Origin of the sequence: Mesorhizobium sp. M3A.F.Ca.ET.175.01.1.1 (genome assembly GCF_004791945.1) — a bacterium.
In the GTDB taxonomy this organism is placed as follows: domain Bacteria; phylum Pseudomonadota; class Alphaproteobacteria; order Rhizobiales; family Rhizobiaceae; genus Mesorhizobium.
Map to the genome: position 1 here is coordinate 1 of NZ_SRTP01000440.1, position 279 is coordinate 279.

General features: G+C 65.6%; 1 protein-coding gene. It reads right to left on the minus strand.

From position 1 onward, the window contains the following. On the minus strand, positions 1-279 hold a 279-nt coding region (locus EN818_RS32335), incomplete at both ends, for an adenylate/guanylate cyclase domain-containing protein (RefSeq protein WP_135906778.1).

Below are 279 nucleotides of genomic sequence, written 5' to 3' on the forward strand. Positions count from 1 at the left end.
CATGCCCTGTCTGGTGCGGACCTGATTGAGTTGCGCCATTCCCGCCCGCGCCGCTCCGATCGCGCGCAACGCTGCCTCGCAAGCCTCTGAAGCCGAGCGCTCGCCGACAGGAAAGATCGCCAGCACCCCGTCACCGATGAATTTCAGCACCTCGCCGCCAAAAGCGTGAACGGCGCCGGCGATGCGGTCGAAGCTGGCGTTGAGCGCCGCCACGACCTGTTCGGCGTCCGTCTCCTCCGACAGGGCGGTAAAGTCGCGCAAATCGCTGTAGAACAGGAC